Source organism: Pseudomonas sp. 2995-3, assembly GCF_002742565.1.
Lineage (GTDB): Bacteria > Pseudomonadota > Gammaproteobacteria > Pseudomonadales > Pseudomonadaceae > Aquipseudomonas > Aquipseudomonas edaphica.
In genome coordinates, this window is record NZ_LJSB01000081.1 from 110189 (window position 1) to 132236 (window position 22048).

General features: G+C 57.8%; 23 protein-coding genes and 1 tRNA gene. 9 read left to right on the forward strand and 15 right to left on the reverse strand.

What is annotated here, in order from left to right; genetic code table 11:
* The first annotated feature begins 49 nt into the window (after positions 1 to 49).
* The gene (locus AOA62_RS04540) at positions 50 to 376 is read left to right on the forward strand and encodes a hypothetical protein (RefSeq protein ID WP_099548000.1); all 327 of its coding nucleotides are present in this window, start codon (positions 50 to 52) and stop codon (positions 374 to 376) included.
* 16 nt (positions 377 to 392) lie between these two features.
* Here AOA62_RS04540 and AOA62_RS04545 read toward each other — a convergent pair whose 3' ends face one another.
* A complete protein-coding gene (locus tag AOA62_RS04545) occupies positions 393 to 1127 on the reverse strand; it encodes a DUF5677 domain-containing protein (protein ID WP_099548001.1) in 735 nt (244 codons plus the stop codon).
* 103 nt (positions 1128 to 1230) lie between these two features.
* Between AOA62_RS04545 and AOA62_RS04550 the strand changes: the two genes are divergently transcribed.
* The gene (locus AOA62_RS04550; RefSeq protein ID WP_099548002.1) at positions 1231 to 1791 is read left to right on the forward strand and encodes a hypothetical protein; all 561 of its coding nucleotides are present in this window, start codon (positions 1231 to 1233) and stop codon (positions 1789 to 1791) included.
* Here the strand turns inward: AOA62_RS04550 and AOA62_RS04555 are convergent.
* Complete coding sequence (locus AOA62_RS04555) at positions 1788 to 2033, reverse strand: hypothetical protein (protein WP_099548003.1); 246 nt, start codon at positions 2031 to 2033, stop codon at positions 1788 to 1790. The genes AOA62_RS04550 and AOA62_RS04555 overlap by 4 nt on opposite strands.
* Positions 2034 to 2130: 97 nt before the next feature.
* On the opposite strand from AOA62_RS04555, the gene AOA62_RS04560 reads away from it, so the two are divergent.
* A complete protein-coding gene (locus tag AOA62_RS04560; RefSeq protein WP_099548004.1) occupies positions 2131 to 2913 on the forward strand; it encodes a DNA cytosine methyltransferase in 783 nt (260 codons plus the stop codon).
* Positions 2914 to 2975: 62 nt separating this feature from the next.
* On the opposite strand, the gene AOA62_RS31710 is transcribed toward AOA62_RS04560, so the two are convergent.
* Entirely contained in the window at positions 2976 to 4397 is a 1422-nt protein-coding gene (locus AOA62_RS31710; protein WP_158235117.1) for a hypothetical protein, read from the reverse strand.
* Positions 4384 to 5598, reverse strand: a complete 1215-nt coding sequence (locus AOA62_RS04570) for a hypothetical protein (RefSeq protein WP_099548005.1) — start codon at positions 5596 to 5598, stop codon at positions 4384 to 4386. The genes AOA62_RS31710 and AOA62_RS04570 overlap by 14 nt, the downstream gene beginning before the upstream one ends.
* A gap of 307 nt (positions 5599 to 5905) precedes the next feature.
* On the opposite strand from AOA62_RS04570, the gene AOA62_RS04575 reads away from it, so the two are divergent.
* Together AOA62_RS04575 and AOA62_RS04580 are read left to right on the forward strand one after the other, a co-directional pair.
* Positions 5906 to 6148 (forward strand): DUF4224 domain-containing protein, encoded by a 243-nt coding sequence (locus AOA62_RS04575; RefSeq protein ID WP_099548006.1) that lies wholly within the window; start codon positions 5906 to 5908, stop codon positions 6146 to 6148.
* A 1-nt stretch (position 6149) separates the two neighbouring features.
* Positions 6150 to 7199 (forward strand): tyrosine-type recombinase/integrase, encoded by a 1050-nt coding sequence (locus AOA62_RS04580; RefSeq protein ID WP_099548007.1) that lies wholly within the window; start codon positions 6150 to 6152, stop codon positions 7197 to 7199.
* 116 nt (positions 7200 to 7315) lie between these two features.
* Here the strand turns inward: AOA62_RS04580 and AOA62_RS04585 are convergent.
* Positions 7316 to 7406 (reverse strand) — tRNA-Ser (locus AOA62_RS04585).
* A 152-nt stretch (positions 7407 to 7558) separates the two neighbouring features.
* Between AOA62_RS04585 and AOA62_RS04590 the strand changes: the two genes are divergently transcribed.
* The gene (locus AOA62_RS04590) at positions 7559 to 8230 is read left to right on the forward strand and encodes a Bax inhibitor-1/YccA family protein (protein ID WP_058419884.1); all 672 of its coding nucleotides are present in this window, start codon (positions 7559 to 7561) and stop codon (positions 8228 to 8230) included.
* 72 nt (positions 8231 to 8302) lie between these two features.
* Here the strand turns inward: AOA62_RS04590 and murB are convergent, their stop codons facing one another.
* The 8 genes from murB to AOA62_RS04630 form a co-directional block, all read right to left on the reverse strand.
* Complete coding sequence (murB, locus tag AOA62_RS04595; RefSeq protein ID WP_099548008.1) at positions 8303 to 9322, reverse strand: UDP-N-acetylmuramate dehydrogenase; 1020 nt, start codon at positions 9320 to 9322, stop codon at positions 8303 to 8305.
* Positions 9319 to 9783 (reverse strand): low molecular weight protein-tyrosine-phosphatase, encoded by a 465-nt coding sequence (locus AOA62_RS04600; RefSeq protein ID WP_099548009.1) that lies wholly within the window; start codon positions 9781 to 9783, stop codon positions 9319 to 9321. The genes murB and AOA62_RS04600 overlap by 4 nt, the downstream gene beginning before the upstream one ends.
* Entirely contained in the window at positions 9783 to 10547 is a 765-nt protein-coding gene (kdsB, locus tag AOA62_RS04605; RefSeq protein ID WP_017136562.1) for a 3-deoxy-manno-octulosonate cytidylyltransferase, read from the reverse strand. The genes AOA62_RS04600 and kdsB overlap by 1 nt, the downstream gene beginning before the upstream one ends.
* A complete protein-coding gene (locus AOA62_RS04610; RefSeq protein ID WP_003174668.1) occupies positions 10544 to 10729 on the reverse strand; it encodes a Trm112 family protein in 186 nt (61 codons plus the stop codon). The genes kdsB and AOA62_RS04610 overlap by 4 nt, the downstream gene beginning before the upstream one ends.
* A 23-nt stretch (positions 10730 to 10752) precedes the next feature.
* Entirely contained in the window at positions 10753 to 11763 is a 1011-nt protein-coding gene (gene lpxK / locus AOA62_RS04615; RefSeq protein WP_099548010.1) for a tetraacyldisaccharide 4'-kinase, read from the reverse strand.
* Positions 11763 to 12191, reverse strand: coding sequence for a biopolymer transporter ExbD (locus AOA62_RS04620; RefSeq protein WP_017136564.1), 429 nt, complete (start codon positions 12189 to 12191; stop codon positions 11763 to 11765). The genes lpxK and AOA62_RS04620 overlap by 1 nt, the downstream gene beginning before the upstream one ends.
* The gene (locus AOA62_RS04625) at positions 12188 to 12823 is read right to left on the reverse strand and encodes a MotA/TolQ/ExbB proton channel family protein (RefSeq protein WP_016969293.1); all 636 of its coding nucleotides are present in this window, start codon (positions 12821 to 12823) and stop codon (positions 12188 to 12190) included. Before AOA62_RS04625 ends, AOA62_RS04620 begins: the two co-directional genes overlap by 4 nt.
* Positions 12824 to 12932: 109 nt before the next feature.
* Positions 12933 to 15158, reverse strand: a complete 2226-nt coding sequence (locus AOA62_RS04630; protein ID WP_099548011.1) for a DNA internalization-related competence protein ComEC/Rec2 — start codon at positions 15156 to 15158, stop codon at positions 12933 to 12935.
* Between the two features lie 134 nt (positions 15159 to 15292).
* On the opposite strand from AOA62_RS04630, the gene AOA62_RS04635 reads away from it, so the two are divergent.
* Positions 15293 to 15808 (forward strand): DUF2062 domain-containing protein, encoded by a 516-nt coding sequence (locus AOA62_RS04635; RefSeq protein WP_017136567.1) that lies wholly within the window; start codon positions 15293 to 15295, stop codon positions 15806 to 15808.
* A 3-nt stretch (positions 15809 to 15811) separates the two neighbouring features.
* Here AOA62_RS04635 and AOA62_RS04640 read toward each other — a convergent pair whose 3' ends face one another.
* Both AOA62_RS04640 and AOA62_RS04645 read right to left on the reverse strand, forming a co-directional pair.
* On the reverse strand, positions 15812 to 17170 hold the full coding sequence (locus AOA62_RS04640; protein WP_099548012.1) for a sensor histidine kinase: 1359 nt from the start codon (positions 17168 to 17170) through the stop codon (positions 15812 to 15814).
* Positions 17157 to 17882, reverse strand: coding sequence for a response regulator transcription factor (locus AOA62_RS04645; RefSeq protein ID WP_099548013.1), 726 nt, complete (start codon positions 17880 to 17882; stop codon positions 17157 to 17159). Before AOA62_RS04645 ends, AOA62_RS04640 begins: the two co-directional genes overlap by 14 nt.
* 231 nt (positions 17883 to 18113) lie before the next feature.
* Here AOA62_RS04645 and AOA62_RS04650 point away from each other — a divergent pair, with 231 nt between their 5' ends.
* Together AOA62_RS04650 and AOA62_RS04655 are read left to right on the forward strand one after the other, a co-directional pair.
* Positions 18114 to 20867, forward strand: coding sequence for a response regulator (locus tag AOA62_RS04650; protein WP_017136570.1), 2754 nt, complete (start codon positions 18114 to 18116; stop codon positions 20865 to 20867).
* A 176-nt stretch (positions 20868 to 21043) separates the two neighbouring features.
* Positions 21044 to 22033 (forward strand): 2-hydroxyacid dehydrogenase, encoded by a 990-nt coding sequence (locus tag AOA62_RS04655; RefSeq protein WP_017136571.1) that lies wholly within the window; start codon positions 21044 to 21046, stop codon positions 22031 to 22033.
* Positions 22034 to 22048 lie beyond the last annotated feature (15 nt).

The following is a 22048-nucleotide window of genomic DNA, read 5'->3' on the forward strand; positions in this document are numbered from 1 at the left end:
CGACAAACCTGGCTCGCACTGCCGGCCAGCGGAATAGAAGAGGTAGGCCATGGCCAAGACTGTGCAGGAGCGCTCGGCGAAAACCGCCAGGAAGCGTGTGGCACTTGCCGAAGAGGAATTGAGGCTCAGGGTTCGTCCCGGTACGCGGCAGGCGCTGGCCGACCTGATGGAGTGGTCAGGCATTACTGAGCAGGGCGAGGCGATGACGCTGATGATTCATCACCTGCATGCGCTGGGCTCCGCGAAGTGTCAGCCACTACTGAATCCGCCGCGCCACGTTTTCGAACCTACGGAAAGTGTGGCGCGGGAATTCCGCAATAAAAGCCTGCTCGCCATCCAGAAAGACCCGGGCGACGAGATCATCGAGCCTGCATAGGTTTTATAAGCGCGCCTCATTGCTCATAGACGAAATTATCGCGCAACCTATTGCTTGCGATTTCCAAACAGGTCTTAAGGATTCCAAGTGTAAACTCCAAGTGATATTCAGTTGGGCCGGTGACAAGCACAGGCTCGCCATCCCTCACCAGGAGCGATGAATCCATTGATCTGAAGGTTGCGTGGCTAGCTACAGATGAAAGCCCTCGGTACATGGTCTCGTAAAGAGGTGTCAAGCCAGCAACTTGGGCTGCGTCATAAGTCGAAAATCCGGGGCCTTCGCCTTCAGCTCGACTGATAACTTCGTTCAAGTCTTGGATATTTTGATCAGTAAGCCCCAGCCCAGTTAATGATCTGATCATAGCCTCTGCCTGCTTTCGGTCTTCGATATCCCCAGCCCTACCCATGCGAGCAAACACAGAGGGATCGTTGATCAGAGCCGCAGCATGAAACAGAGCCTCGACAGCTGACCGACTCAAGGTTTGAGCATCAACAACAAGCCCTCTTTCACAGAGTAAAATTGCCGCCTGGCAGCTCCTAACTGTTTTATGAAAAAAAACGAGTGATGCCATCTGATGAGGGGCATCTCGCTTGGCACCGGCGCCCATAACCAAAATCTGAGCAATACCAGATGCAGCTTCCGCCTCATCGAACGCTTTTTGGTAAGTCACCTTCAGGTTCGTCCTTACCACTTCAATCGCCTGGGATAGAAAGCCTTTCTGATTTAAGTCATCGACTGTGACTTGGTTCATGCCCCGTTACTCCTTGGCTGCTGTCAGTCGCACTATAAAACACAACCACCCCAAACATAGCCACCACCGGTAACTGGGGGCGGCGCCTGACTGGAGATAATCCATGAGCAACTACATGTACAAGACCACCGCCCCGGCCGTGGTTGCCGCGGTAATAGCCTGGGAAGCAAAACGCAAAGAGTGGGACGCCCAGCGCGCCAAACTTGGCCAGGTGTTCGGTGGTGCGGCCTCGCCGATGCGGTCAGGCAATCGAAGCTACGTCGGCGGTGTGAAGATCAGTGATAGCCGCGAACTGGATGTGCACTGGTGCCGCCCCGACCAGTATGAATACCGCGCCCTGCGCTCAAGCGCCAAGCCGGCGAAAGGAACACCAAAGGAAGCGCGCGCCGCACAGGCCGCCGAGCATGAGCGCCTGTCGGCGCTGTGGAAGGAGCATTGCCCGGCAAGCATCGACATGGACGAAGCCTGGGAGGCGATCGGCCTGAGCGCAGGCGCCCTATGGATGTGTGGCGGCGTTTTCTTCGAACTGGATGGGGTCGTTTACCTCAACCTTGGCATCAGGCTTGAAGATGGAAACGAGAACATCGAGGGCGCCGCCGAGATCCTCGGCAGCGAGTTCGAAGCGGCACGGCAACAGGTACTGGTAAAGCGTGCGGCGGCTTAAGTAGATGGATTGTTATCGATCCAATCTTTGGCCGCTTGCTGTGCGACAGAAAGCGCCGCCTCATAAGTGGGCTCATTCAACTCAAGGGCGTCCAATAGCTTGGGTGCGTCATCTATTGTGATGGTAGCACCCAACGGCACATTGCTTCCCTGAGGATAGCTAAACCTGATCCGCAGAATGATCCCCTTGTACTCAAATTTGGCCGGCCTCAGATGGTCTTCCGCCAATCGAATCTCTTGCATCAGTCACTCCTTGATCCGGCCCCATGCCGGTCACCCGTAATACCCCATATCAACGAATCACGCCAGCCGGCGAAGATGTCGGCAGCACGGAGGATAAATGAATGAGCTGGCTCTTTTCGCAGGCTCTGGTGGCGGAATACTCGGCGGCCACCTGCTCGGGTGGAGAATCGTCTGTGCAGTTGAGCGTGATGCCTACGCCGCACAAGTTCTGGCGCAACGACAGAACGATGGAACCCTCCCAACTTTCCCGATTTGGTCTGACGTGTGTAATTTTGACGGAACACCATGGAGAGGCCTTGTTGACGTGGTTTCTGGCGGATTCCCATGCCAAGACATATCAACTGCGGGGAACGGTGATGGCATCAATGGAGCCCGTTCTGGCCTCTGGCGTGAAATGGCTCGAATCGTCGGTGAGGTTCGACCTAAGGTCGTCTACTTGGAAAACTCACCGCTGCTTGTGGGAAGAGGACTTGCATTGGTCCTTGGTGACCTTGCCGAAATGGGGTATGACGCGAAGTGGTGCATTGTTTCAGCATCCGATTGCGGAGCGCCCCACAAGCGAGATCGGACTTGGCTCGTTGCAATTCTTCGAAATGAAGAAAACGTCGGATTGGGGTTACATCGGCCGCCGGTGGCCAACGCCAGTAGCCTGCATGGCGAAAGGATCTTCGAACGGGACGTTGACGCGCAAATCCGGAACATCAAGGGTAAACGATCGACTGGATCACGCGGTTTTTGCATCCGACCATGGCCACCTGAACCCAGCGTGGGTCGAGTGGCTGATGGGGTGGCCTATAGGATGGACAGACTTAAAGCCATTGGGAATGGGCAAGTTCCAAGAGTGGCAAAATACTCATTCTTAGATCTTACCCGCACGTGAAAGCATCTCAGGATGAACAACGCACTTTTTCCAAGGAGCTTTCGATGCCCAAGCTATGAGTGTTACGCGGTGTCCCATAGAGCAATCGAAGAAGACCGATACCATACCAAAGAGTTATCCTCACAAAGAAGCAAGAACACAAACTCCTCAAGCATCGGTAAAAGATAACCTTCAAATATCAGACAGCAAGCGCCAAAATAGTTCTCAGAAGAAATATGATATTCAGTTTCTTTATTGTGAACTATAGAGCATCTAATCCTATAAATTAGAGAAGCAAAAAACTTATCAAAGGACACTCCATTGTATGAGGAACCAACCTTCGCCAAAAAATCATCAATCAGATTTTTTTGCTGGACGTTTGTAGCAAGAAAACCTACCCAAGAGGTTTTGGCGAATTGTCCAAAACTCACAGGTGCCGCTGGCACCGCTACAGGCACTGCTAGCACCGCTGGCACCGCTGGCACCGCTGGCACCGCTACAGGCTCAGGCACATGATGGATTAACGAGAAAGAAGACCTAACTAGGTACTCCAATGCACCAAGCTCATTTACATCAACACCTTTGTACAGTCTCTTAAAGTCACGAATAGAAAACATTGCTCCATTATTAGATCGCTCGAGCTTTACGATCGGAGCACGAAACATAAAATTTTCGACAACATGATATATCGACAAAAACTTAGATAAAGCATCTTCACGCTCAATATATTCACCAAGTATCCCAACTACTTCAACAAACTGGGCGTAATTATGAGACGGGTCAAACTTACTTACTGACGAGTTGACAGGCCTTGAAGGGTATTTATTAATCTTATTGATCTTTTCACCACATGAAACCATGTACAGCTTCAACAATGTGATTACGTTCTTCTGAGATGCTTCTACGGCGCCATCTGCCCGACAGACAACAACGTCGCAACCACGTGTAAAATCCAGTCGGGAAGAAATCATCAGAATGACATACAGAAGCTCTGAGTTAACTGCTTTGGACAGCAGCGCATCAAGAGACTCCTGATCACAGGTTCTAAACCAGATAACGTTTCGTTCTAAATCAGAAACATTAGAGCAAAATGCTTTTGACTCAAACCCTAACTGCGAGACAAAAAAATCGAACCCTCCAAAAACATCCTGGTCATTTATATCTGTTGTAAGATCACCAATTTTTTTTGCAACTTTCACAACGAAGCCTATGCGTTCAAACTCCAACAACGGGCACATTTGAAAGTTCGATGAAAAATCTTCAAACTCCAGGAGAAGCTCGGAAAATCCTGGATAAACTTTTCGGTGACCATCATCATTCGCGTCATCTCGATGAGCGCAAAGAGCATCCCGATGAAGACTTAATTTTTCAAAATATGCATCAAACAGCAAAGCATCATTATCACTTAAATCTTCGTAATACCTCTCAATATCTGCGATATTATCGGAACATAAAATATCAAGCTGAGATATCAAAAAATCATACAACGCATTAATCTTCTTCATTGGATGCCCCTTTAAACACAGACACCCAATTTATAGGATCGTGAAAACCTGACCTTATAAAACCAGAGAAAGCATTGAATATATATCTTTTATTAACCCCACCAAGATTAACCTTGGCCGGGTCTAAATTTTTACGTGACCTTTCGTAATCCAATAAGTTACAAAGCTCTATTTTGTGACCTAAAGGCTCAACAATTTTTTGAATATCATTCAGATCCTTCGCCTCGCTTCCAATCGCTGCAAACAAGGCTGCCAAGGTCACTTCTCGACCAAACCACAAAACACCTTCTTCCCCAAAAACTGCCGAGACGCGATCATCTAAAAACTTAACAGCCCTTAAAAAACCATCTAAAAAATCATAAGTAAACAACTCAATTAAAGCAGCGTACCCATCCTCGTCATTTTGCATCTTCTGAATGAGGTCAGAATTTGTAGTCACTGGCCGTTTCTGGACGTATGAGAGAAGCGCCGATATAAGGTGAGAAAAGTGGTACTCGCCGACAGCACGCTTACTATTAAAATTAGAGGAGGATACATTCTTTTCTTTAATTATATATACCGATCTAGACTTCACCTGCTCCATCACTGGAAGTATATTATTAAAAAGCAACTCCAACTGATGCTTGATATTAACTGGCTTATGACCCGCATTCAACAACAGCATCTTTCTAACTTCGTCCTGAGGTGTCAAATCCCTCCACAACTCAAACCATTGATAATTATCATCGAAACATGCCTTCAGCTGATCTTCGCCATGATTCTCATAAAAAGATTTAATGGCGACAAGTATATTCCCCGTAGATCCTATTTCGGAAATCTCTCTCCTAAACTTTCGTTTTATCTGGAAGTCACTCATACCCTGAGTAACATCAAGCAAGCGATCTAGATATAAATCCTTCGTATCCCTGATCATCTTCAAACGATGAGTACGTTGCAGACCATCCAGTATCTTGAAGCTCTCTAAGCTCTCACCCTCTTTAAAATCTTCACCATTAGCTATAAGGGTAATAGAAGGAATATGCCCCCTACCCAAAACCGTATGTACTAAACCATCTAGATATACATTATTTATAATTGCTCGCTGTATATCGTATGCAGCATAATCAGGGGGCAGTGTATTCAGATAGTCTGACAAAGTCGCCCTTATCAAAAAACATGTCCTGCCAGACTCTTTCTTATCATCTAAAACTGTATATTTCATCCCAATCCCTTAGTATTTTATCTACATTAGACATAATCATATCAAGACACAACTAGCACCAACTAAAACTTAAAACCGTCTAAACCAAAAGCTAGAGCATTTACACAACAACACTTTACACCAAAAGACTCTCTATCAACTCATTGCGGCTTTTGTCCGTATGCTTTTCAGTTGCCTGTAATTCCTCCCGGGTACGCTGAGTTTAGCCAATTTCACTTTGGCCTCTTTTCTCCTACGAATGCCCTCTCACGTCAAGAAATTTCAACGAGACAAACTCACCTCAAAAAACGCCACTCTAAAGGTATTTATGGAAACCGAAATTTTATCAGATGATGACCTTATTCATCTCACGGGCTACAAGCACCGAGCCCACCAGCGGAAGTGGCTCAAAGACCGCAACTGGGTCTACGTCGAAAGCCGTGGTGGCCGGCCGCTGGTGGGCCGCATGTTTGCCCGTATGAAGCTGGGCATGATCAACGCAACCATCATTGACCCAAACCCGCCGCCGGCGCGTCCGGCTTGGACGCCTGATTTCTCCAGAGTGAACTGATATGCGCCCCCGGAACACGGAAAACAGGGACTTGCCGCCAGGAATGATGCGCCGCAAGCGCCCAAGGAAAAATGGCAAGGTCTGGATCGGCTACTACTACCGTGACTCATCAGGAAAAGAGATTCCGCTTGGAACAGACCTGAGCAAAGCCCGGCTGAAGTGGGCCGAACTGGAGGCCAAAGAAAAGCCTGCCGACCTGAAAACGATGAAGGGCATCTTCGACCGATACGTGCGCGACGTCATCCCAAAAAAGGGGGAGCGGACCCAGAAGGACAACATGGCCGAACTGAAACAGCTTCGTCCTACGTTTGATGAGGCGCCCATCGACTCAATTACACCGTTCAACATCGCCGGTTACCGTGATGCCCGCTCAGCAAAGGTTCGTGCCAACCGCGAGATCGCGCTCCTGTCCCACGTTTTCAACATGGCCAGGGAGTGGGGGCTCACTGAGCGGGAGAACCCTTGCCAGGGCATCAGGAAGAACAAGGAGGCGCCGCGTGATTACTACGCCAACGCGGCTGTTTGGGATGCCGTCTACGCGGTTGCCGAACAAGAACTCAAGGAAGCCATGGACCTGGGCTATTTGACCGGACAGCGGCCTGCTGACGTGCTGATCATGCGCAGCGACGATACTGAGGGTGACTACTTCCTGGTAACGCAGGGCAAGACCGGCCAGAAGCTTCGAATCCTGATGCGTACCGATGCAGGGGAAAATAGCCTGGGGAGATTGGTCAGGGAGATCGGTGAAAGGAATGTCGCGCATCCGTCCAAGTACTTGTTGATCAACATGCATGGAAAGCGGATGACGAAGGGGATGCTGCGCTTGCGCTGGGACAAGGCGCGGGAAAAAGCCCAGCAGAACGCCATCGAACAAGGCGACCCGCTGCTCGCGGCCAAGATCGGAGGGTTTCAGTTCCGCGACATCCGGCCGAAGGCCGCGTCGGAAATCATAGATATCGGGGATGCCAGCCTGCTGCTGGGACACAGCAAACAGGAGATCACAAAGCGGGTTTACAGGAGGATTGGCGCCACCGCGAAACCGTCCAGATAGGCAAAGTTTCGGAACTCCTACCCGAAAGTTTCGGAACGCCTGCCAAAAGCGAAAGAAACCTTCTCAAACCCCAGACACGAAAAAGCCCCGACTAATCGAGGCCTTATCGTTTAATTTGGCGGGAAACCAGGGATTCGAACCCTGGGAACGCTATTAACGTTCGCCGGTTTTCAAGACCGGTGCATTCAACCACTCTGCCAATTTCCCTTTTGCTTCACAGGATTATGATAGCCCATCCCGTGTCAGCGGGCGCCATAATACCCGAATGAAACACACTGTCAAACTCTTGCCATGGCTTGTTACAGAGCGTCTGTTATGATCCTTGCGACTGAATGTTTCAAAACTGAAGGAGTGTCGCCATGCGCGAACAGAATTACGCACTGAATGGTAACGCGCAGGCTGAGCAGCTTGAAGTCAGCCGCGTGTTGCGCAACACCTACGGCTTGCTCGCCCTTACCCTCGCGTTCAGCGGCGTAATGGCGTATGTGGCGCAGCAGATGCGCGTCGGCTACCCGAATATCTTTGTCGTGCTGATTGGTTTCTACGGTCTGTTCTTCCTGACCAACAAACTGCGTGACTCGGCCTGGGGCCTGGTGTCGGCGTTTGCCTTGACTGGTTTCATGGGCTTTATCCTTGGCCCGATCCTCAACCGTTACCTCGGCATGGCCGGCGGCGCGGAAGTGGTCAGCTCGGCATTTGCCATGACGGCCCTGGTGTTTGGTGGTCTGTCGGCCTACGTGCTGATCAGCCGTAAGGACATGAGCTTCCTGGGTGGCTTCATTACCGCAGGCTTCTTCGTGTTGCTGGCGGCAGTGGTTGCCGGCATGTTCTTCCAGATCAGCGGCTTGCAGCTGGCGATCAGCGCGGGTTTTGTGCTGTTCTCCTCCGTGTGCATCCTGTTCCAGACCAGCGCCATCATCCACGGCGGTGAGCGTAACTACATCATGGCGACCATCAGCCTGTATGTGTCGATCTACAACTTGTTCATCAGCCTGCTGCAGATCTTCGGCATCATGAGCCGCGATGACTGATTGCTAGCGCAATAAAAAATGCCCCGTATCGAAAGATACGGGGCATTTTTGTTTTCACGGGATTGCAAACGCTCAGTACTGGTTAGGTTCCATTTCCAGATCGACCTTGAAACGCTCAGCAATATCACGCTGGATGCGCAGTGCCAGGTTGGCAATGTCATGCCCAGTGGCCGCGCCATAGTTGACCAGCACCAGCGCCTGCAGTTTATGCACGCCGGCATCGCCGTCGCGAAAGCCTTTCCAACCGGCTTTATCGATCAACCAGCCAGCGGCGAGCTTCATCTGCCCATCGGCCTGCGGGTATGCCACCAGATCCGGATACTGCGCCTTCAGCTCAGCCGCCAACACATGGGACACCAGTGGGTTTTTGAAGAAACTGCCGGCATTGCCCAGTTCTGCCGGGTCGGGCAGTTTTTCACGGCGGATGCTGCAAATGGCACGGCTGACATCACTCGGCGTCGCCTCAGTGATGCCCTGCCCGGCCAGGCGCTGCTGCACCGGGCCGTAGTCGAGCTTGAGGAGCCTGGCGCGGCTCAAGGCGAAACGCACCCGCAGGATCAGCCAGCGCCCGGTTTCGTGCTTGAACAGGCTGTCGCGGTAGGCGAAGTTGCATTCTTGCAGGCTGAAGTCGCGCAGTTCGCCGGTGTGGCGATCCAGTGCGGTGAGGCCGGCAAACACGTCCTTGATCTCCACACCGTAGGCGCCGATGTTCTGCATCGGCGCAGCACCGACGGTGCCTGGGATGAGGCTGAGGTTCTCGAGGCCGCAGAAGCCGTGTTCCAAGGTCCACACTACAAACGGGTGCCAGGCTTCGCCCGCTTCGGCTTCGACCACCACGTTTACACCGTCGTCCTGCAGCACCCGAACGCCCTGGGTGGCCATGCGCAACACCAACGCCTGGATATCCTGGGTCAACAGCAGGTTGCTGCCACCGCCGATCACCAACAGTGGTAATGACTGCGCCGTTGCATAGGCCAGGGCTTCACGCACATCGGCGTCGCTGCGGGCCTCGGCAAACCACTGGGCGCGCACGTCGATGCCAAAGCTGTTGAATGGCTTGAGCGATACCTGCGCAAGCACTTGCAAGGTCATAACCGCCCCTTCAATTCGATCACCAATAAATCACAGGCCCGCTCGATCAGGTCCAGAACCCGTTCGAAGCCTTGCTCGCCTTCGTAGTAAGGGTCTGGCACTTCGTTCACCTCGGCGTCATAGCGACGCAGGAACAAGTCCAGCTCGGCTTTACCTTGGCCAGGATGCAACGCCTTGAGGTTGCGCAGATTGCTGTGATCCATGGCCAGGATCAGGTCATATCGAGCAAAGTCTGCACGGGAAACCTGCTGGGCACGCTGGGCCGACAAGTCGTAACCGCGCACCAGCGCCGCGCGCTGGCTGCGCTGGTCCGGCGGGTTGCCGATGTGCCATTCACCCGTGCCGGCAGACGCCACTTCAACCTGGCCGGCCAGCCCCGCTTCGCGCAATTTATGGCGCAGCACACCTTCGGCGGTGGGCGAGCGGCAGATATTACCCAGGCAGACGAACAGAACCTCCATCAGGCCCCCAGCAGGCGACGGACGCGCTCAAGGTCTTCCTGGGTGTCGACACCGGCTGGCGGCGCTTCCAGCGCATCGCCCACGTGGATACGCACACCGTGCCACAGGGCACGCAGCTGTTCCAGGGACTCGGTGTTTTCCAGCCAGCACGGCCCCCAGCTGACGAAGTCATGCAGGAAACCGGCGCGATAGGCATAAATGCCAATATGGCGACGGTACGGTACGCCCTGGGGCAATACGTCGGGCTGTTTGGCGAACGCATCCCGCGCCCAAGGCAGGGTCGAGCGACTGAAGGTCAGCGCAAGGCCATTGATATCGCTGACCACTTTGACCACGTTCGGGTTGAACAGGGTGTCGATGTCTTCGATCGGTTCGGCCAAGGTCGCCATACGCGCCTCGCCGTGGGCGGCCAGGTTGGCGGCGACCTGATCGATCACGCACGGCGGGATCAAGGGTTCGTCACCCTGCACATTGACCACGATCGCGTCGGGCGCCAACCCCAACTGCGTGGCGACTTCGGCCAGGCGGTCGGTGCCGGAATTGTGGTCTTCACGGGTCAGCACTGCTTCAGCACCGAAACCTTTGCAGGCTTCGATAATGCGCGGGTCATCGGTGGCAACCACCACGCGTTCGGCGCTGCTTTTGCAGGCCTGTTCCCACACCAGCTGGATCATCGGCTTGTTGCCGATCAATTGCAGCGGCTTGCCCGGCAGGCGCGTGGAGGCGTAGCGCGAAGGAATGACAACGGTAAAGGCGGTGGTCATTTATCCAGGCGCTCATCGGTGGTCAGGGTACGGGCTTCGCTTTCCAGCATCACCGGGATGCCATCACGGATCGGATAAGCCAGGCCGGCGCCCTTGCTGATCAACTCGGTTTTATCGGCGCTGAGCTTGAGCGGGCCTTTGCAGATCGGGCAAGCGAGGATGTCGAGCAGTTTGGTGTCCATGAGTATTTCCTGGAAAAAGCGGTTTAAGGCAAAAGTCGGGCGGGCAGCAGGCGCATCAATTGCGTGTCGAACCAGGCCACAAACGCCGGTGACGGCAATGCATCCACTGCAAGGTACCACCAGTCGGGCTGGGCAAAGGCGCGGCACTTCACCGCGTCTTTTTCGGTCATCACCAACGGCAATGACGGTGTGAAATTCAACACCTCTGCGCTGTACGGCGCATGGTCGGCAAATGCATGGGGAATCGGCTGCCAGTGTAGCGTTTCGAGGGTATTGAAGAAACGTTGCGGGTTACCGATACCCGCGACGGCATGGACCCGCTGGCCGGCGGCAAAGTGCTCCACCGATTGGCGCTCACCGGTTTTCAAGTTGATGAGCGCCGTGGGTTGCAGGCGAAAGGCAAACCCATCCTCGCGATCGGCTCCGGCGCCGTTGTACAACAGCGCATCCACGCTATGCAGGCGTTCCACCGGTTCGCGCAAAGGCCCGGCTGGCAGGCAACGGCGGTTGCCCAAACCACGGGCGGCGTCGATCAGCACCAGTTCCAGGTCGCGGGCCAGGCGGTAATGCTGCAGGCCATCGTCGGAGAGGATCAGGTCAAGGGGTTCACTGGCCAGCAAGGCTTTGACGGCGCGGCTGCGGTCTGGATCGATCATCAGGGGTACGCCGCAGCGCTGAACGATCAGCAACGGCTCATCGCCCGCTACTTCGGCGCTATGGCTGGCCTCGACCCGCCACGGCAACTGCGGCGGCTTGGCACCATAGCCGCGGCTGACCACGCCGACCCGCAGGCCGCTGCGCCGGCAGTGTTCGATCAGCCACAGGATCAGCGGCGTCTTGCCGGTGCCGCCGACGGTGATATTGCCCACCACCACCACAGGCACCGGCGGTTGGTAAATCTCACCCTCGCCCGCCAGGAAGCGCGCGCGTTTGCGCTGTACAACGTGACGGTACATAGATTCCAGCGGCCGCAACAGTACGAGTGCCGGATGGCCCTCGTACCACGCCTTGAGCAAACGATCGGACATAGCCATCAGGGCGGGCTCGCCGCCTCGACGGTGGTCATGCGCAGGTGGCTGAAGCCCAGCTTGCCGGCGGCGTCCATGGCGGTGATCACGGCTTGGTGCTGGGTTTTGCCGTCAGCGCTGATGGAAAGAGGCATATTGGTATCGCCGCCGGACTCTTTCTGCAGGGCATCCATCAGGCTGGCAAGGTCATTTTTTTCGAGCAATTGGTTATTTACCGAAAACACCCCGTCGGCGCTGATGGCAATGTCCAGCTGCTTAATTTCCTGGTCTTCGGCCGGTGAGCCACTCACTGCTTCGGGTAAATCAACGCGCAGTTGGGTTTCGCGGGTGAAGGTGGTAGTCACGACAAAAAACAGCAGCAGGATAAAGACCACGTCGATCAGCGACGCCAGGTTGATATCAACATTCTCCCGTTGCTTGCGGCGAAATTTCACGCTCGACCCTCAACGAAATCGACATCACGATCGCCCTGCACCACTTCCACCAGCTTGATGGCTTCCTGCTCCATGCCGACCACCAGTTCATCGATGCGACGCTGCAGGAAGCGGTGGAAAAACACCGACGGAATACCGACCATCAGGCCGGCTGCCGTGGTGATCAAGGCCTTGGAAATACCACCGGCCAAGACGGCAGCGTTGGTGGTCATGCCTGAACCCATGAACGAGCTGAAAATGTCGATCATGCCCAGCACCGTGCCCAGCAAACCAAGCAGCGGCGCCATGGCTGCGATGGTGCCGAGAGCATTGATATAGCGCTCCATTTCGTGGATGACGCGGGCAGCGGCCTCTTCGATGCATTCTTTCATGATCTCGCGACCATGTTTGGAATTGGCGAGGCCCGCTGCGAGGATTTCACCCAACGGCGAGTTGGCGCGTAACTCCTTGAGTTTTTCTTTATCCAGCTGTTTGTTCTTGATCCAGCCCCACACCTGCCCCAGCAGATGCTCGGGGGTTATGCGACTGGCGCGCAGGGTCCACAAACGTTCGGCAACGATGCCGAGTGCGGCGATGGAGCTCAAGATAATCGGCAACATCATCCAGCCGCCGGATTTGACCAATTCCCACACAGTGAATGTCCCCTCGAAAAAGTGCGCCACTTTACCATATAGGTTCACCCGCGTGGTTCGCAGGCGCCAGGCCCGCCTGTCGCAGGCCCAGGTGTTTGGTAAGCCTGTATTACGGTAACGCTTCGCGCCAGAATCGCCGTTGACTGCGCGCAACAACCGGTGCTCTAAAACTGCCCAGTTGCACACGCACGGCACCTTGCTCGGCGCTGTCGTAGACCCGGCTGCCCAGCGCCTGGTAACGCGCCATCACCTGCGGATGGGGATGCCCGAATGCGTTGCCACGGCCGCGGGAAATCAGCACCGACTTGGGCGCAAGCCGCTGTAAAAACGCCCAGGACGAGGAACTGCGACTGCCATGGTGCGGCGCTTGCAGCCAATCGGTCGGCACCGCCAAGGGCGAAGCGAGAAAGGCTGTTTCAGCCGCCTCATCAATATCGCCCGTCAGTAGCAACCGCTCGCCACGGGCCTGTACCTGCAAGACGCAGGATTTCGGATTGCTGCTGGTGGCGCCAGGCCATCGCCACACCTCGAATGACACGCCATCCCACTCCCAGCGCTCGCCATTGTTACAGGGCTGGGCGGCGAGAAAAGCCGGCAGCCCTTCGGTCTCTCCGCCCATAACCCTCCCGACGGGCAGCACACGGGCAACCGCTGCGGCACCGCCGGCATGGTCAGCGTGAGCGTGGCTGATCACCATCGCGTCCAACGCCGCCACCCCAACCTTTTGCAGGGATGGCAGCACCACGCGCGCGCCCAGGTCAACCACCCCCGAGCGCGGGCCTGCGTCGTAGAGCATGGCGTGATGGCGCGTGCGCAGGATCACCGCCTGCCCCTGGCCGACATCCAATTGCACCACCTCCACCTGCCCGTGCGGCACCAATGGTTTAGGGGCAAAGACGGCCAACAGCAGCATCGGCCAGCCCAGCAGCCGTAATGGCACGCCTTTGGGCAAGAGTAATAGCACCGCGCCCGCGACGCTGATCAACCAATAACCCAACGGCACGTCGGCGGGCACCCACGCTGCGCGCAGCCCGGCCAGCAGCGCCAAGCCTGTGAACAGGCCATCCAGTGCGCCACCGGCCAACCACAACAGGCCCTCTCCCACCCACGGCACCGCCAACAGTGCGGTGCCCAGCAGTGCCAACGGCAGCACCACCAGGCTGATCCACGGCACGGCAAACAGATTGGCCACCGGCGCACTGAGGCTGATGGGCAACCCCAGCACCAGCAACACCGGAAACAAACCAATGGCGATCAGCCATTGGGGGCGGGTCCAGGCCTGCCAGACGCTCCACGCGCCCAAACGCCCGCTGAACGCCAATACCAGCACGGCCACGGCGGCAAACGACAACCAGAACCCTGGCTGCAAACTGGCCAGCGGCTCCAGCACCAGCACCGCATTGAACGCTAGTAATAACGGCCACCACACACCCAAGTGGCGAAACCGCAAACGCCACAGCAGCACCAACCCGACCATCACGCAGGCCCGCTGCACCGGCACACCGAACCCCGCCAGCAGGCCATACCCCAGCGCGGCAGTAAATGCCAGGCCGCAGGCCCACGGCAGCCAGGGCAAGGCGCGGGGCCAGCAACCGTAGCGCGCCAGCCCGGCCACCAACGCGTAGATCAAACCGGCCAGCAAGCCAATGTGCTGGCCGGAAATCACCAGCAGGTGCACCGTGCCGGTGTCCTGCAACACCCGCCAATCCTCGGTTGCCAGCCCCGAGCCGTCGCCCAGCACCAAGGCTGCCAGCCCCGCCTCGCGGCCCTGAGCATCCACCGCCAGCAGGCGCTGGCGGACGCTGTCACGCCAGGCATGGCGAGCCGGCGCCAGGCGTTGGCCATCTTTCACCGAGCCGGTGGCACCGATGCGCTGGGCCAGCAGCCAGGCCTCGTAGTCAAACCCCTGGAAGTTGAGCAGGCCCGCCGGCCGCTTGAGCGTAACCGCCAGACGCCAGCGCTCGCCGCTGTTAACCTGCGGGCCGCCATGCCAGGACAGCCGGATACGCTTGGGCAGCCGGGCCTTGCGTGACCGGCTGTCGGCCAGTTCGAAGCGCACGCCGGTGCTGGTAGTTTGCGGCAACCCGATGACGCGCCCCTCAACCCAGCGAGTCTGACCGTCCAGAGCCGGCCTTAATCGGTCGTCCAACGCCCATTGCGCGCTCATGCACGCCCAGCTCACGCCCAACAGCAAAAACGCCAGCGGATAGGTACGAAACGGCAGCAACATCAAGGCCACTACCAACATGGCCAGCAGCCACGCGGTGGCGGGCAATGCGGGTAAAAATCGCAGCGACAACAAGCCCATTCCGAACGCGAACATCCCTGTTCTCATGAATCATCCTTTTCCAGTGATCCACTAGTCTTAGTCGGATACCCCGCGCGGCCTCTGATGTTTTGTCACAAAGTCTGAATTTTCTGTTTATAGAATGCGGGCATACTTGCCCCTCGAACTGACCTGGACCCCTTATGCCCCGGCGCTTATTCAAACGGTACATGCCCGACCCCACGAGTATCCGGGAACACAAGTCCTTACGATTTCTCGGCACGTTGTTGCATGACCCCAACCTTTGGCACCTGAACCGCCATTCCGTCGCCCGCGCCATGGCAGTGGGCCTGTTCGCGGCGTTTATCCCGATTCCGTTGCAGATGTTATTGGCGGCGGTCCTGGCGATCGCTGTGCGCGGGAATATGCCGATTGCCGTGAGCCTGGTGTGGCTGACCAACCCGATCACCATGCCGGTGGTGTTCTTCTGCACCTACCTGACCGGCGCCTGGCTGATGAACACGCCGCCGCGCAGCCTGCCCGACAACCTGACCTGGGAGTGGATCAGCAGCCAACTGGGCACACTGTGGCAGCCGTTCCTGTTGGGTTCCGTGGTGTGCGGGCTGGTGCTGGCCGCGCTGGCCTATTGCCTGACGATGGGCTACTGGCGCTGGTGGGTCGCGCATCAGTGGAAGAAGCGCAAACAACGACGCACCTGACAGCTAGCGCGCTGGCAGCCGCAGGTGCACGCACAAACCTTGCGCGCTGTTCTGCGCCCACAACGTCCCACCCTGGCGCTGTACCGCATTGCGGGCGATGCTCAAGCCCAGACCAAAACCGCCATCACCCGGCCGTGAGCCTTCGAGGCGGGTGAACGGCGCAAAGATACGTTCCAAGTCCTGCTCATCAATACCGCCGCCCTGGTCTTGCAGCCAGATATGCCAATCATCGCCCTCGCGACAGCCGTCCAGCGTCACCTGCCCCTGAGCGGGGGAATGTCGGATGGCATTGCGCAGGATATTTTCCAGGGCCTGGGCCAGCGCATTCAGGTTGCCGCGCACCCAGCAGTCGACGGGCAACAGACACGGCAAACGCGCTGCTGGCCAGTCACTTTCATAACAAGCGTTTTCCCGCAGCATGTCCCACAAGGCCGGAAGCTGGATGGCTTCCTCGGGTAACCGCGTTCGCTCGCTGTCCAGCCAGGCCAGTTGCAGGCTGTCTTCCACCAGGCGCTGCATGGCGTCAATCTCCCGGCCCAGGCGCTCGCGCAACTGCGCCAGATCCTGCTCACTGTCACAGGCCACGCGCAAACGGCTCAACGGCGTGCGCAGCTCATGGGACATGTCCCGCAATAACTGTTGCTGCAACTCCACCGTGCCCTGCAAACGCTCGGACATGTGGTCAAAGGCGCGGCCCAACTCACCCAATTCATCCTGGCGGCTGGTGGCCTCGCGGGACATGCGCGTATTCAATTGATCGGCGCGCCAGGCGTTGGCCTGCTCGCGCAACTGGTTCAGCGGCATGATCAGCAGCCGATAGAGCCCCACGCACAGCAGCAAGGTAAACAGGCCGGGAATCACGCCGTTGGTCACCACGCGCCAGAACACCTGATAGCGCCCCGGCATAAAGCGCTTGGGTAATTCGATTACCAGCGAGCCGGCGCCAGGGTTGACCGGGAATGGGATTTTCACCCAGGGCAGGCCTTTGACGTGTCGGCTGACCGGCCACTCCAGCCCGCGCAGAAAAGTCAGGCGCTGGCTTTCCTTGTCGCTCAGCGGCAGGCTGCTCAGCGACTGCAAGTCGTGGCCGATCACCCCGATCCAGGTCGATTCGCGCGTGGCCATCAGCTGCAACCAGGCGTCCACGCCAGCACTGCCCTGGGTACTCCAGGCCAATTCCGCGCCCGCGGCATAGCCGCGCAAAATCTCGCGGGACTCCTCGGCCACATAGGCGCTCTGCTCTTCCATATAGCGGCCCCAGGACCAACTGAGCCAGATCATCAGCAAACAGAAGGCGATCAGCAGGCAGGCGAGCTTCCAGAATAACGAGTGCCGGCCGGGCAGCCGCTCAAAGCCCTTCATCATGGCCGCTCAGTACATAACCCTTGCCCCACACCGTGCGCACTTCGCGCTCGCTGTAGCCGATGGCCTTGAGCTTGCGGCGAATCTGGCTGATATGCATGTCCAGGCTGCGATCGTGAGGCGCGTAACCGCGCTGCAACACATGCTGGTAAAGGAAGGCTTTGCTGAGCACTTCATCGGCGCTACGGTGCAAGGTCTCGAGCAAGCGATACTCGCTGCGCGTCAGCCCGGCCCAGTGTTCTTGAAAGAACACGTCGTACAGTTCATCGTCAAAACGCAGGCTGCGGGCATCGTCATGCGCCGGTAAACGCAGCGGCAACGGCCGCCGGTCCAGGGCCACGCGGCGCAGGATGGCTTCGATGCGTACGCGCAGTTCAACCATGCTGAACGGCTTGGGCAGGTAGTCGTCCGCACCCAGGCGAAAACCGCTGATGCGATCGGCCTCGGCGCCCAGCGCAGACATGAGGATCACCGGCGTCGCATGGTGCTGGCGCAAATGGGTAAGAATCGACAAACCGTCCATGCCCGGCAGCAGGATGTCCATCAACACCACGTCGAACGCCTGGTCACGTGCCATCTGCAGGCCCTGTTGGCCGTTCTGGCACCAGGTGACCTGGAAGCCACAGCGGCCCAGTTGCTCATGCACATAGGCGCCCAATACAGGGTCGTCTTCGATTGCCAGGATACTGGGTAGGCCAACTGCGGGATTCATTAGCGTCTGCAAGTCATTCTCAATCGCTGATTATTCAAGATTAAACGGTGACAGGCAATCGCCACCCGGCTGCCAATGGTTCGAAGATTGCGCTCGGCGATTGACGTCGGAGATTGACGTCGATCATTAATTTGCGAGGTTCCACACCGCGCAAATGGCTACACTGCGCAGGTGGCGTGGGCCGGATGCCCGCGCAGATAAACGAAAACAGTGTGGTAGCAGGAGAGTGGCGTGCTTAGAAGAATGGGGATAAAAGGCCGCGTACTGTTGCTGACCTTATTACCGACTAGCCTGATGGCCCTGTTGTTGGGGGGCTATTTCACCTGGATGCAGCTGTCGGAGTTGCAGACCCAATTGCTGCAACGCGGCGAAATGATCGCCGAGCAATTGGCGCCGCTGGTGGCCCCGGCGTTGAGCAGCAAGAACACCGACCTGCTTGAACGCATCGCCACCCAGTCGCTGGAGCAACCGGACGTGCGCGCGGTGTCGTTCCTGGCACCGGACCGCTCGTCCCTGGCCCACGCCGGCCCGACCATGCTTAACCTCGCGCCGGTCGGCAACAGTTCGCACCTGCTGCAGCGCAGTGGCAATGACGCCACGCGCTACCTGCTGCCGGTGTTCGGTCGCCATCGCAACCTCGCGGGCGAATTGATCCCCGATGAAGCCGATCGCCTGCTGGGTTGGGTCGAAGTGGAGCTGTCGCACAATGGCATGTTGCTGCGCGGTTATCGCAGCCTGTTTGCCAGCCTGCTGCTGATCGCCATCGGCCTGATCTGCACGGCCGCCCTGGCATTGCGCATCAGCCGCACGATTAACTCGCCCATCGGCCAGATCAAGCAAGCTGTGGCCCAACTCAAGGACGGCAACCTCGAAACCCGCCTGCCGCCGTTGGGCAGCCAGGAATTGGACCAATTGGCCTCGGGCATCAACCGCATGGCCGAAACCCTGCAAAATGCCCAGGAAGAACTGCAACACAGTATCGATCAGGCCACCGAAGATGTGCGTCAGAACCTGGAAACCATCGAGATCCAGAACATCGAGCTGGACCTGGCGCGCAAGGAGGCCCTGGAGGCCAGCCGGATCAAGTCGGAGTTCCTGGCCAACATGAGCCATGAAATCCGCACGCCGCTCAACGGCATCCTGGGTTTTACTCATCTGCTGCAAAAAAGCGAGCTGTCGCCGCGTCAGCTGGATTACCTGGGCACCATCGAAAAATCCGCCGACAACCTGCTGGGTATCATCAACGAGATCCTCGACTTCTCGAAAATCGAAGCCGGCAAGCTGGTGCTCGACAGTGTGCCCTTCAACCTGCGCGACTTGCTGCAAGACACCCTCACCATCCTCGCCCCCGCCGCCCATGCCAAACAGCTTGAGCTGGTCAGCCTGGTGTACCGCGACACGCCGCTGGCGCTGGTGGGCGACCCGTTGCGCCTCAAGCAGATCCTCACCAACCTGATCAGCAACGCGATCAAGTTCACCCGCGAAGGCACTATCGTTGCCCGCGCGATGGTCGAAGACGAACAGGAAGACAGCGTGCAACTGCGCATCAGTGTGCAAGACACCGGCATCGGCCTGTCGAACCAGGACGTGCGTGCGTTGTTCCAGGCCTTCAGCCAGGCCGACAACTCGCTGTCGCGCCAACCCGGCGGCACCGGCCTGGGCCTGGTGATTTCCAAGCGGCTGATCGAGCAAATGGGCGGTGAGATCGGCGTCGACAGCACACCGGGCGAAGGCTCGGAGTTCTGGATCAGCCTGAGCCTGCCCAAAACCCGCGACGACGCCGAAGACCTGCCCTCCCCGCCGCTGCTCGGCCGTCGTGTGGCCGTGCTGGAAAACCACGAGCTCGCGCGCCAGGCGTTGCAGCACCAACTGGAAGATTGCGGCCTGCAAGTCACACCGTTCAATACCCTGGAAAGCCTGACCAACGGCATCACCAGCGCACACCAGACTGAACAGGCAATCGACCTGGCAGTGCTCGGTGTCACCGCCAATGACATTCCGCCCGAACGCCTCAACCAGCATCTATGGGACCTGGAACACCTGGGCTGCAAGGTGCTGGTGCTGTGCCCGACCACCGAACAGATGTTGTTCAACCAGTCAGTGCCCAACCCCAACAGCCAGTTGCAGGCCAAACCTGCGTGTACGCGCAAACTGCGCCGTGCACTGGCCGATTTGATCAGCCCGCGGCCATTGCGCAGCGAACCCGGCGAACCGCTCTCCAGCCGAGCGCCGCGCGTACTCTGCGTGGACGACAACCCGGCCAACCTGTTGCTGGTGCAAACGTTGCTCGAAGACATGGGCGCCAAGGTGCACGCGGTCGAAAGCGGTTATGCGGCCATTGACGCGGTGAAGCAGGAAACCTTCGACCTGGTGCTGATGGACGTACAAATGCCCGGCATGGACGGGCGCCAAAGCACCGAGGCGATCCGCCAATGGGAAAGCGAACGCCACGGTACGCCGCTGCCGGTGGTCGCCCTCACCGCCCACGCCATGGCCAACGAAAAACGCGCGCTGCTGCAAAGCGGTATGGACGATTACCTGACCAAACCCATCAGCGAGCGGCAGTTGGCCCAAGTAGTGTTGAAGTGGACCGGCCTGGCCCTGCGCAATCAAGGGCCGGAGCGCGCGACTGACGGCTTGGCACCCGGCGTGCAACTGCTGGTACTGGATCATGAGGAAGGCCTGCGCCTGGCGGCCAACAAGGCCGACCTGGCCGCCGACATGCTCGCCATGCTGCTGGCCTCGCTGGAAGCCGATCGCCTGGCGATCACCGCCGCCCGTGAAGCCAAAGACAACAATGCGCTGATTGAACGCGTGCATCGCCTGCATGGCGCCACCCGCTACTGCGGCGTGCCTCAATTGCGCGCCGCCTGCCAGCGCGCGGAAACCTTGCTCAAGCAAGACGACGCCAAGGCCATCGCCGCGCTGGATGAACTGGACATGGCGATTGCGCGGTTGGCCAGTGAGGCACGGGTCAGCGCCTGAGGCTTCTCCAGGCCTGTGTTGAGCGGGCTTGTGTGGGAGCTGGCTTGCCTGCGATAGCATCAACGCGGTGAACAGCCAGACCCAGTTGCCCGCATCGCAGGCAAGCCAGCTCCCACAAAAAGCCCGGTGCCCACATCGGCCTACCTAAAACTCAGTGACTGCAGGGAGCATTTTTAATGCGCGTCATTCTTTTCAGCAGCCAGACCTACGACCGCGACAGCTTTCTCGGCGAGCCGCTGCCGGCAGGTGTAGAGCTGCAATTCCAACCGGCCCGCCTGAACCTCGACACCGTGGCCCTGGCCGAACACCACGAAGTGGTCTGCGCCTTTATCAACGATGACCTCAGCGCACCGGTGCTGGAACACCTGGCCGCCGGCGGCACGCGCCTGATTGCCCTGCGCTCGGCCGGTTACAACCATGTCGACCTGGCCGCCGCCCAGCGCCTGGGCCTGAGTATCGTGCGCGTACCGGCCTACTCGCCCCACGCGGTGGCAGAGCATGCGGTTGCGCTGATCCTGGCCCTCAACCGCCGCTTGCACCGCGCCTATAACCGCACCCGCGATGGCGATTTCAGCCTGCACGGGCTCACCGGGTTCGATTTGGTCGGCAAAACCGTCGGCGTGGTCGGCACCGGGCAGATCGGCGCCACCTTTGCCAAGATCATGGCCGGGTTCGGCTGCCAGTTACTCGCCTACGACCCATTCCCCAATCCGCAGGTCCAGGCCCTTGGCGCCCGCTATGTAAACCTGCCAGAGCTATTGGCCCAGGCACAGATCATCAGCCTGCACTGCCCACTGACCGCCGACAGCAAACACCTGATCAACGCACGTTCCCTGGCACAGATGCAGCCTGGCGCCATGCTGATCAACACCGGACGCGGTGGCCTGGTGGACACGCCAGCCTTGATCGAGGCCCTCAAGAACGGCCAACTCGGCTACCTGGGCCTGGATGTGTATGAGGAAGAGGCCCAGTTGTTTTTCGAGGATCGCTCCGACCTGCCGCTGCAGGACGACGTACTCGCACGCCTGCTGACCTTTCCCAACGTGATCATCACTGCCCACCAGGCATTCCTGACCCGTGAAGCCCTGGCGGCAATCGCAGCCACCACGCTGGCCAACATTGCCGCGTGGGCCGATGGCCAGCCGCAGAACCTTGTGCAAGGTTGATCAGCGGTCATATAC

What these genes read in the sequence shown, in the direction of transcription:
- AOA62_RS04540 (WP_099548000.1), top strand. Translation starts at nt 50, where the DNA reads ATGGCCAAGACTGTGCAGGAGCGCTCGGCGAAAACCGCCAGGAAGCGT.
- AOA62_RS04545 (WP_099548001.1), bottom strand. Translation starts at nt 1,127, where the DNA reads ATGAACCAAGTCACAGTCGATGACTTAAATCAGAAAGGCTTTCTATCC.
- AOA62_RS04550 (WP_099548002.1), top strand. Translation starts at nt 1,231, where the DNA reads ATGAGCAACTACATGTACAAGACCACCGCCCCGGCCGTGGTTGCCGCG.
- AOA62_RS04555 (WP_099548003.1), bottom strand. Translation starts at nt 2,033, where the DNA reads ATGCAAGAGATTCGATTGGCGGAAGACCATCTGAGGCCGGCCAAATTT.
- AOA62_RS04560 (WP_099548004.1), top strand. Translation starts at nt 2,131, where the DNA reads ATGAATGAGCTGGCTCTTTTCGCAGGCTCTGGTGGCGGAATACTCGGC.
- AOA62_RS31710 (WP_158235117.1), bottom strand. Translation starts at nt 4,397, where the DNA reads ATGAAGAAGATTAATGCGTTGTATGATTTTTTGATATCTCAGCTTGAT.
- AOA62_RS04570 (WP_099548005.1), bottom strand. Translation starts at nt 5,598, where the DNA reads ATGAAATATACAGTTTTAGATGATAAGAAAGAGTCTGGCAGGACATGT.
- AOA62_RS04575 (WP_099548006.1), top strand. Translation starts at nt 5,906, where the DNA reads ATGGAAACCGAAATTTTATCAGATGATGACCTTATTCATCTCACGGGC.
- AOA62_RS04580 (WP_099548007.1), top strand. Translation starts at nt 6,150, where the DNA reads ATGCGCCCCCGGAACACGGAAAACAGGGACTTGCCGCCAGGAATGATG.
- AOA62_RS04590 (WP_058419884.1), top strand. Translation starts at nt 7,559, where the DNA reads ATGCGCGAACAGAATTACGCACTGAATGGTAACGCGCAGGCTGAGCAG.
- murB (WP_099548008.1), bottom strand. Translation starts at nt 9,322, where the DNA reads ATGACCTTGCAAGTGCTTGCGCAGGTATCGCTCAAGCCATTCAACAGC.
- AOA62_RS04600 (WP_099548009.1), bottom strand. Translation starts at nt 9,783, where the DNA reads ATGGAGGTTCTGTTCGTCTGCCTGGGTAATATCTGCCGCTCGCCCACC.
- kdsB (WP_017136562.1), bottom strand. Translation starts at nt 10,547, where the DNA reads ATGACCACCGCCTTTACCGTTGTCATTCCTTCGCGCTACGCCTCCACG.
- AOA62_RS04610 (WP_003174668.1), bottom strand. Translation starts at nt 10,729, where the DNA reads ATGGACACCAAACTGCTCGACATCCTCGCTTGCCCGATCTGCAAAGGC.
- lpxK (WP_099548010.1), bottom strand. Translation starts at nt 11,763, where the DNA reads ATGGCTATGTCCGATCGTTTGCTCAAGGCGTGGTACGAGGGCCATCCG.
- AOA62_RS04630 (WP_099548011.1), bottom strand. Translation starts at nt 15,158, where the DNA reads ATGAGAACAGGGATGTTCGCGTTCGGAATGGGCTTGTTGTCGCTGCGA.
- AOA62_RS04635 (WP_017136567.1), top strand. Translation starts at nt 15,293, where the DNA reads ATGCCCCGGCGCTTATTCAAACGGTACATGCCCGACCCCACGAGTATC.
- AOA62_RS04640 (WP_099548012.1), bottom strand. Translation starts at nt 17,170, where the DNA reads ATGAAGGGCTTTGAGCGGCTGCCCGGCCGGCACTCGTTATTCTGGAAG.
- AOA62_RS04645 (WP_099548013.1), bottom strand. Translation starts at nt 17,882, where the DNA reads ATGAATCCCGCAGTTGGCCTACCCAGTATCCTGGCAATCGAAGACGAC.
- AOA62_RS04655 (WP_017136571.1), top strand. Translation starts at nt 21,044, where the DNA reads ATGCGCGTCATTCTTTTCAGCAGCCAGACCTACGACCGCGACAGCTTT.